Consider the following 8781-nt stretch of genomic DNA (forward strand, 5'->3'; position numbering starts at 1 on the left):
GATTGACCCTGACCTCATCCTCTTTGGCAACGCTTACTTGTAAATCAGTTCGGTCAGTATCACTTCCTCCGCTTGGCTGCGGATGTTGTTCATCAGTCCGACCCACTGCATCGGAGCTTTCTCTTTCAGTTCCTCTGTCACGCCCTGCTCGGCTGAGAGCTGCTTCGTCAGAAGCTCCAACCTCTGGAGTGCTGTCTGCTCTACCTCGTGCAGATGCCCGTTCAGCCTGCCCGATGTCAGCAGGTTGAGATAGGTCACTCGTTTGTGCTTCTCCAGATAATCCCTGTGCATCAAAGCGTACCTGCCAAGCGGAAGCTCTGGCTCTGTCGGTAATGTTAGGTCGGGAATAAGATAATCCCCCTGTCTGCTGTAAGTGATTTCGCTCATTGTATTCGCTCCTTTCGGGTTGTTGTCTGCCTTTATCATACTGAGCCTGCGTTCTTTGTGCAAAGGTGCGATTCTGGTCTTTTTCCGCCATTTGCACATTTCGGATAGACTGTGAGATTTCCCGTAACGCCATTTCCGCAATATCGCTCGTGGCAACGCCGATGGCGTTTATCATTGCAGGGGTATTGAAATTTACAATATCCGCAAAATCCTCTCGGTCAAAAAACTCATTCGTATCCAGACCGCAGCGGCTGATCAGCATAAAAGCAACGCTGTTTGCTGCCAGCCGCCTGTAAATGACTTCTATATTAAAGTCGTCCAGTTCTTCCAAAAAGCTGTCTTTCGTGCAGTCCTTTAACTGAGAAAAATAGTCTTGCAGATTGTCCTCCACGGCGTTCTTTGCCGTTTCCATTAAGGCAGAAGCAAGGTCAGTGCTTTCCACATCTCCAAACCTGTCCGAGAGCCTTTCCATAACAGCCTGCTCGTATCGCTCATCCATCTGCCATATCGGAACAGGGCGGCTGCCATAATAGCCCTCGTGGGTGTCGGACACATCAAAATAGTATTTCAGCGTATTCCTGCGACCTTTCGGGTCAAATACGGCAATACCCTTGCTGTCCTTATTGACCCAACGCTTGAACTGCCTGTTCCAAGTTTCGAGCTTCGCAACGGCGACAGCATCGGGGCGTTGGGCGTATATTAAAAGCTGTTCGTCATAACGGCATTTATAGTTGCGGCAGGCAGAGGACAGAAAGCCCTGCCACGCCTGCGGATTTTTTGCAACCGCAACGCCTGTACGCCGATACAGCTCTGTGATTAGCTGATACTTCGCAGCCATTCAACCTACACCTCCTTATCGTTTTTGTTTCAAATATTCCTGTTTGCTCACTCCGCACCACCGCCAAGAAAAGAAATGACCTTGTTCGATTTAATGCTCTTTTGCAGGTCATTGATGAGAGTAATATCCCCAACCGTGATGCCCTGCATAGAAAGAATATCGTCCATAGTCATAGCGGCAATCGCTTTTTCATCGGTAAAGCCTGCTTCCAAGACCTTATTCAAGACCTTGACGGCTTTCTGATTAACAGCCATATTCTAAATCCTCCTTATCGTTCTAAATCCTTGTGCTTCGGTTCTTTCTGCGGCGTTTGCTCCGCGGGTTTCGGCTCATAGGTCGCCCCGTTTTTCTGCATACGCTCGGCAAACTCGCAGATGTGGTACAGATTGCTGCCGACTTCGGTATGGTATTCATCAATGAAGCGGCAGGGATACTCCCGTTTTTCTCCCCAAGAAGTCGTGACAATGACCTTTCCGCCGTCGGGGATACGGAACAGTTCTTTATATTGAGGGTCAATAAATCGGATACCTTGTTCTGCTTTCTGGATATGCTTATCAAGCCATTCCTTCACATAGCAATAGCAATAAAAATTATAGTCGCCTTTGGTGGGATTGCACCGAAGCAGAAAAGCGTGTTTCTCCGTATCCACACGGAAACCGTACTCCATACAATAGTTACCCTTGATAGCACTTTCGGGAAAATGCCTTGCAAACGCACTCATATCATAGCGGTTATGCAAAAGCCCTTTATCCTCCCGTAAAGCATTGATGACCGTATCAAGCTCTGCCTTAAATTCGTCAGATTTCCATTGGGGTCTGGTATCAAACCAAGTGGTGTAAAAGCCATAGCCCGTTGTGGCAAAGTCACCACGCAGATGCCCGATAGTGCCTGTCTGCCCCTCAAGCTGCATGCTCTGGGCATAGGTGTATTTCTGTTCTGTCGGGGTTAAAGGTCTTGTCTTTATTTCATTACTCATTCGGCTGCTCCTTTCTTTCCTTTTTCTCCTTCTGCTCGTCTAAAATCTTGCGGATACAGACATCGCAGAAAATAACTGACCCATCCTTATATCGGGGATAAGGACAGGTCGTGCAGTCATATTTTATTTTATCGCTCACGGTCATCACCGTTTTTCTGCTTCTGGGCAGGCTGATTATAGGGCATACGGCACTCTGACTGGTATCGTTCATTCAGCTTTTGCCGTGCATCATCAAGCTCATTCGTGTAATAACCCCAGAAATAATTTGAGCCGCCCTTGCAGTACCAACACACATAAGGGTTGGGTGCGTTGGGATTGTGACCGATGACAAGCTCTGTACTCCCGATAGTACAGCTCTCGATGATTTCATAGTTCTGATTAGAGCGTTTTTCTTCGTCCATAAGCACCTCTCTATTCTTTGGCATAACGCCGATAAGCTTTCTCGCCCGTGGCTCTCATTTTCTGAACAGGGCGGCTCCCTGCAAGCTCTGGATACCGTGCCTGCAGCTTGCGGCGTGTCCTGCTGACGCTCTCAAAGCTCGGCAGACCGAGATATTTGTGCTGCGTCATTATCTCCGCAAGCGGCATTGCCCCTGCATCCTTCAGACAGGCATTACAAAGTGCAAGATACAGCACCATATCGTCATTTCTGGCATCCTCATTCTTTTCCAGAACAGCCCTGACTTTCTTTTCAATGGTTTTAAGGTTTCTCATTGTTACCTCCATAAAGGAAAGGGCGGCATCTTTCAGCCGCCCAAACCACTTACTTATTCTTTCTGTTACGGATATTCAGCCATACCGCCGCACCCACAATGAACACGACAAGCACGATTGCGATAATAGTTTTAGCGTCCATCAATTAGTCCTCCTTTTTCTTCTTTCTGTTCTTATAGCCGACAAATCCGAGAACGCCCGCACCGACAACAGACAGAGCTGCAAGGCTTACCCATAAGCCCAGATTGAAGTCATCGCCTGTTTTCGGGGTATCCCTGAACTCATTGTGCATCTGCACGATAGCCGTAGCGTCCACCTTGACCGTTGCCTGTTTATCGGCAGGCAGGATATATCCTGCGGAAGCCTTGTCGCTTACTTCGGATACGGTATAGTCGCCAATCCGCAAGCCCTCAATCACGATTTCTCCGTTCTTATCTGTCTTAAAGGTCTGGTCATAGTCCACGCCTGTCACACGGAAAGAGAAGCCCTCCACCTTACCGTCAGAGGAAGTCTTTACGATTTTAAGAGAGCCTTTCTGTGCTGCATTGATAAATCCTACACCCGCCTTATTTTCCACGGTGTAGGTCTTGCCGTTCTCCTCAACGGATACGGAATACACATTTTCATCAAGCACAAAGCCTGTCGGAGCTTTGGTTTCCTTTACCAGATATTTGCCGTAGCGGAGTTCACTCATCTGGTAAACGCCGCCGTCAAGTTCTTTCATTTCGCCAAGCAGCGTATCGTCTTTATCCAGTTTCCCATCGCCATTAGTATCGGAGTAAACCTCAAATACCGCACCAGACAGCTTGTTGTCGGGATAATCCTCATCAACCTTTGTCAAAGCGATATTGCCCTTAATGAAGTAGTTGACAAGTTCGATTTCCACAACTTCGTCCACCTTGCCGATTGTCACGGCGATTTCTTCCTCGGAGAGTACATATCCCTTCGGGCTTTCGATTTCACGGATTATCCAAGTTCCATACGGCACTTTGGCAAAAGAAAAACTACCATCATCTTTTGATGTGGTAGCTGCAATCGCATTTTCCTTTGTAAACTCGGTAGTTCCTGTCGTAAAGATACCGATAACTGCACCTCCCAGAGCCTTTCCGTCCTCATCAGATTTCTTACCGCTTACAGAGCCGTAAATAATGTCATTTGTGATAGCTTCGCCCTCATTGGCTGTGATGCGGACAGTTTCGGCATCCTGTCCTGCGTATTCAAAAGTAACAGGGTATTTTGCATCGCTGACAATATATGCGGAGTTGGTCGAGATTTCCTGCACATAATAGCTGCCCATCGGCAGGTCGCTGATAGCTTTCCCGTGACCGCTTTCATCAAGGGAAATGACCTCAATCAGACCGTCCGCAGGAATGGTCTTTCCATCTGCGGCTGTGAGTTCCTCCGCCGCATACAAGCCAAAGGTCACATCAAAGATTTCTCCATTCTTGCCAATGCCGTAGGCTTCATCAATGGCAAGGCTCTTGATGAGGTCGATTTCAACACGCTGTCTTTCATTATAGAAAGAAGTAGCCGTTTCCGTTACATCAACATTCTGTCCTGCATACACAAGCTCAACAGAACGGACTTCCTCATTCAGCACCATTCCATACGGAGCTGTGATTTCCTTAACCTCATATTTTCCGAGATACAGTTCTTTGGATTTTACTGTACCGTCTTTTCCTGTCGTAACGGTATCTACAACCTCGCCCTTGTTTGCTCTGACCGTCCCGTCCAGAGTGACAATATCCTCGGCTGCGGTAATTTCATAGACTGCACCCTCAAGACCGCTGACAGAGAAAATCGGCTGATACAATCCCTTATCGCCTGCAACGGAGCTGAATACCTCGCCAGACTTTTCTACGGTAATTGTGCCTTTCTGTGCCATATTGGAACGTACTACCTCAATAACGGTAATGCCGCTTTCTTCCTCGGAATTTTCCTGCACCACATCAAAATAAACAGGCTCGGAATTTAAGACATACCCATACGGGGCTTGTACTTCCACAAGGGAATAGCCTTTGCCGTATTCCAATGTCTGCGGTGTGATAAGGTCGCCGTCTGCCGTAGTATAGAAGGTGTCAATGGTCGTCACTTCGGGATAAGTGAAAGTCATAGTCACAAGATTTCCATTCGGGTCGTAAATCTGGAAGCCTGCACCTGCATACGGGATTGTATTGCCTGTTTCTGCATCTTTCTTTACGATTTTGATATAGCTCTCAAAGTTAGCGTTGTTGATAAGGTAGCGGTAGGTCTGACCGTCCTTGCTGATAAACACATCAAAGTCTTTCATCAGTTCAGGCCCCTCCCAACCAGAGGTCTGGCGGACGGTATAAATGCCATACGGCATATCCTTTGTCTGGGCAAAACCGTTCTCGTCACATGTCAGCACATCACGCTCGGTTTCCTTTGCATTTTCATAGCTGCCTGCGGATTTGAGGAACACTTCAAATACCGCACCTTCTTCGGGTGTTTCAATCTGGGTTTCCCCGTTATCCGTATGCTTGATGAGTGCGATATTGCCTTTGATGACCTGTTCATTCACATCGTTTGCGGTACTGTTCAGCTCTACCGTGTATAGCTCTGGTTCTGCACCTACCTTGTGGATTGCGGTATCCAGAAGATACCCCTCGGACGGGCTGATTTCACGGACAGTCCAATCATTATCACAGATATAATACTTGGTCGTAAACTGACCGTTTTCATCAGTCGTGTAGGTGTCAATCAGTTCCTCACCTTTATAGATGCCGTAAACCGCACCTGCAAGGGAAGCATTGCCCTGCGGAGAACCTGTTTCTGCATCGGTCTTTGTCACAGTCACTTGGAATTTCTTCAACACATTGTCGAAGCTGCGTTTTGTGACCTTGTTCCATTCAATCGGAGCTGTCTGGGAAGCAGGAACGACATAGCGGACTGCGGTATCCACTTCCTCAACCACATACGGGGTATCGCCACTGATAAGGACATTTTCAAACTTAGCCAGTCCGTTTTTATCAGTCACGGCATACTCGTCAACAGGCAAGCCGCTTAAAGATGTGCCATAAAGGTGGAATTTCATTCCCTCCACCAGATTGTCCTCGGAAGTCTTGACGATTTCCAGACTGCCACGCTTCAAAGTATTGCTGAAGGTCACAGTAGAGGTTTTTCCTCCGATAAGTGTGACGGTCTGGGTTTTCTGCGGCTCATAACGGTCAATAGACTGTTCTGTGACCGTATAAGTGCCAGGGAATAATCCCTCCACGGAGACAGAGCCGTCCTTTCCTGTCTTAACTGTTTTATTGAAGTTATCACCTTTGATTGTAAAAGAGATGCCCTCCACAACTCCGTCCTCAGAAGTCTTTTTGAGGGCAATCGTGCCTGTCGGCGTTTCGATATTGATATATGCAGACACGGTATCAGCATTCTCCACACCTGTTACCAAATCCTGCAAGTTCGGGTCGCCATAGGCAATGAGCTTTGCACTGCTGCTGACAGTCGGCACATTGTTCCTCTTTGCCGTAATGCGGACAGAACCGCTGATAGCTACAGTGGAGCTGATTGTCAGCTTATTTCCAGACTTCGATACACTCACATTACTGTCAGAGCTTAAAAAGCTGTAATCAGAAAGCACGCCGTTGCTGTCATTCAATGTGATGCTGTACTTTCCGTCCTTGTAGGCAAGCTCCTTTGTGATGTCATTCTTACCACCCGACATAAAGCTCGGAATGGTGTTATGCTCACGCAGCATCGCAACAATCTGGTCATACACTGCCCTTGCTCCGCTGTTGGCATAATTTGAACCGAAGTGTAGGCTGTAAACGGTGGTGCTTGTCTGGTTATATGAACCTGTGGCTTCACGGCAACCTGTGACAAACTCCCATACGAGGGTCTGCGTGGCAAGCCATTTTTCATCATCACTTCCTGACAGATTATTTCGGTTGCCCTGATACCCATAGAGCAGGGCAAGCCCAACCGCCTTTTTCTGGTTGGCTGAAAGGGCGTTCCAAGTATCAGAGGAAGCCTTTTTCAAGGTGTTTCCTGTTTTCAGCGGTACTCCCGGCTGAATACAAAACGCATTCTCACCGTCCACAAACATACGGTACTTATAATTTCCCGTTCCGCCTGCGGTATAGCCGCCGATATTCGCACTGGAATTGTACCTCATCGCATTACCGTTGCTGTCATAGGTGTGGGAAAAGGAAATCGTCCCGATGTCACCCGCAGCAAACGCCGTCGCAGGCATTATGGATAATGCCGTGACCGCAGCCATTACAAAAGCCGCAGCCTTTTTGAACAATTTAGGGATTTTCATAGTTACCTCCTGTAATTTGGATTGAATATTTTGCCTTACTGACCGAAAAAAGCTGCCCGTTATGGACAGCTTAAAGTATTTCTTTTCTCGGATAGTTACTGGCAGTAGTTAGGGGGTGAGGTGTGGAGAGGGGGAATCCAAAATGATGGCTATCCACTCAAATGGGCAGACCTCGCCCTCGGTGTGTGGCTATCTCTCGTGAGCCTTGTTCCGCTGCAAGTGTCGGTTATAAAACTCCAACGCCTTGACAACAAAATCCGTTTCCTGCCCTCTGGGAACAGTCTTTGGAATGAGCTTGGTTATCCTCTCGTCACGGAAAGCAGGTTTTTCCTTCTGATTGGGCTTTTCTTCCTCCATAATGGACTGGATAACCTCGGAAGTGAGCTTGCCATCTTGGTTATACTTCTTCATTTTGATAGCCTGTGCCAATGACGGGGTAGCATCGTTGTACTCCATTGCTTCAAGCAGGGTGTATTGCTGTTCCTCGGTCAGATAAGAAACCTCAACCGCAGGACGAAAAGCAATCTGCCTTTCATCTACCATTTGCAGGATTTCGGGAACAAGCTCCGTTAGACGGATATAGCGGCGTATCTGGTCTTTGCTTTCTCCAACAAGTTCTCCTAATTCCTCATCAGAACGCCCTTTTGATAAATTAGTCGCCAATGGCGACGCATTTTCTTTTGGGGGTCTGCCTGCCTGTCGTTTCATAGCTTCCAACCGCATTTTATACGCAAACGCTTTCTCACTCGGCAAAATAACAGAGCGTTGGAGATTACTTTCCACCATAACAATAATGGCTTCATCACGGGTAAGCTCTTTGACCTCGCATTTCAGCGTTTCAAGTCCTGCAAGTTCACAAGCCTTTTTTCGCCTGTGACCACTGATAAGCTCATACCGTCCGTCCTCTTTTAAGCGAACTGTCGCAGGGGTCATTACACCGTTTCGCTTGATACTCTCAACAAGTTGTTCCATATCTTCGTCCATCAAAACCTTGAACGGGTGGTCTGGAAACTCGTCAATCTCCGATATGGGAATATCCCGTATCTTGCTTAGCTTTGCTTCCTCACGGCTTTCGTCCGTCTGAAAAAGGTCATCGTATGCGGTCAGCTCGATTTTGGTTTCTCTGCTTCTCGCCAATCTCTGCCACCTCCTTTCCTAACTGCTCATAGGCTGCGGCAACCTTGCCGCTTTTGTCGTAAGCAAAAATACTTTTGCCTTCTGCGGTAGCTTCCACCGCACGGATAGAATGAGGTATCTCGGTATCAAATACCTTGATTTTCTTACCGTATGCACTTTTGACCGTTGCCGTAATTTCCTTAGAAATGTTGGTACGGGGCATTACCATAGTCATTAAGATACCGTCTATCCGCAGCTTTGGGTTGATTTGCCGCTTGACCATTGATACGGAGCGAAGCAAAAGCTCCAGACCTTTAGCCGAGAGATAGTGGGGCTGTGTCGGGATAATCACGCTGTCAGCCGCCGCCAGAGCATTGATGGTTATCATGCCTAAGCTCGGCATACAATCTAATGCGGAGTAAATTATTATGCTGATTAACTTTTGAAATACCCCATATTTAT

At 47.5% G+C, this 8781-nt stretch carries 8 protein-coding genes; all 8 read right to left on the bottom strand.

Annotation, left to right across the window (positions count from 1 at the left end):
• Positions 1-33 precede the first annotated feature (33 nt).
• Positions 34-486: a TnpV protein gene (locus G5B11_RS19135; RefSeq protein WP_306800752.1), complete on the bottom strand. Its 453-nt coding sequence runs from the start codon at positions 484-486 to the stop codon at positions 34-36.
• A gap of 786 nt (positions 487-1272) precedes the next feature.
• Positions 1273-1479, bottom strand: coding sequence for a hypothetical protein (locus tag G5B11_RS12555; protein WP_025577652.1), 207 nt, complete (start codon positions 1477-1479; stop codon positions 1273-1275).
• 14 nt (positions 1480-1493) lie between these two features.
• A complete protein-coding gene (locus tag G5B11_RS12560; RefSeq protein WP_038671857.1) occupies positions 1494-2201 on the bottom strand; it encodes a hypothetical protein in 708 nt (235 codons plus the stop codon).
• Positions 2202-2329: 128 nt separating this feature from the next.
• On the bottom strand, positions 2330-2602 hold the full coding sequence (locus tag G5B11_RS12565; RefSeq protein WP_015522620.1) for a hypothetical protein: 273 nt from the start codon (positions 2600-2602) through the stop codon (positions 2330-2332).
• 10 nt (positions 2603-2612) lie between these two features.
• Positions 2613-2915: a hypothetical protein gene (locus G5B11_RS12570; protein WP_015522621.1), complete on the bottom strand. Its 303-nt coding sequence runs from the start codon at positions 2913-2915 to the stop codon at positions 2613-2615.
• Between the two features lie 145 nt (positions 2916-3060).
• On the bottom strand, positions 3061-7203 hold the full coding sequence (locus tag G5B11_RS12575; RefSeq protein ID WP_173728449.1) for a SpaA isopeptide-forming pilin-related protein: 4143 nt from the start codon (positions 7201-7203) through the stop codon (positions 3061-3063).
• Positions 7204-7392: 189 nt separating this feature from the next.
• Positions 7393-8340 (bottom strand): ParB/RepB/Spo0J family partition protein, encoded by a 948-nt coding sequence (locus G5B11_RS12580; RefSeq protein WP_038671851.1) that lies wholly within the window; start codon positions 8338-8340, stop codon positions 7393-7395.
• On the bottom strand, positions 8294-8781 hold a 488-nt coding region (locus G5B11_RS12585), incomplete at its 5' end, for a ParA family protein (protein WP_173728451.1). The genes G5B11_RS12585 and G5B11_RS12580, both read right to left, overlap by 47 nt.

It is taken from the genome of Blautia glucerasea, from assembly GCF_013304385.1.
GTDB lineage: Bacteria > Bacillota > Clostridia > Lachnospirales > Lachnospiraceae > Blautia_A > Blautia_A ammoniilytica.